This window comes from Pseudoalteromonas sp. 120-MNA-CIBAN-0494 (assembly GCF_040308885.1).
Lineage (GTDB): Bacteria > Pseudomonadota > Gammaproteobacteria > Enterobacterales > Alteromonadaceae > Pseudoalteromonas > Pseudoalteromonas nigrifaciens.
In genome coordinates this window covers 1-257 of the sequence record NZ_JBEOOE010000187.1, presented here as the reverse complement: position 1 = coordinate 257, position 257 = coordinate 1, and the positions used below count along the sequence as shown (strand labels likewise).

General features: G+C 59.1%; 1 protein-coding gene. It reads right to left on the bottom strand.

What is annotated here, in order from left to right:
• Positions 1-257: MFS transporter (locus tag AAEY55_RS18465; RefSeq protein ID WP_350552713.1), on the bottom strand; the 257-nt coding region annotated here is incomplete at both ends.

Genomic DNA, 257 nt, shown 5'->3' with positions numbered 1-257 from the left:
CCCCTGGAAAGAAGCCGGCTTCAGCGGCACCCGTAAACAGGCGCAGGGTGTAGAAATGCGTGGGCGTGGTTACAAACAGCAGGCATGTGGAGAGCGTACCCCACACGATCATCATCAACGCGATCCAGCGCCGCGGGCCAAACCGGGTCAGCGCCAGGTTGCTCGGTACGCCGCACAGCACATAGCCGATAAAGAAAATCCCGGCCCCGAGGCCGTACACGGTTTCACTGAATTTCAATGCATCGAGCATCTGCAAC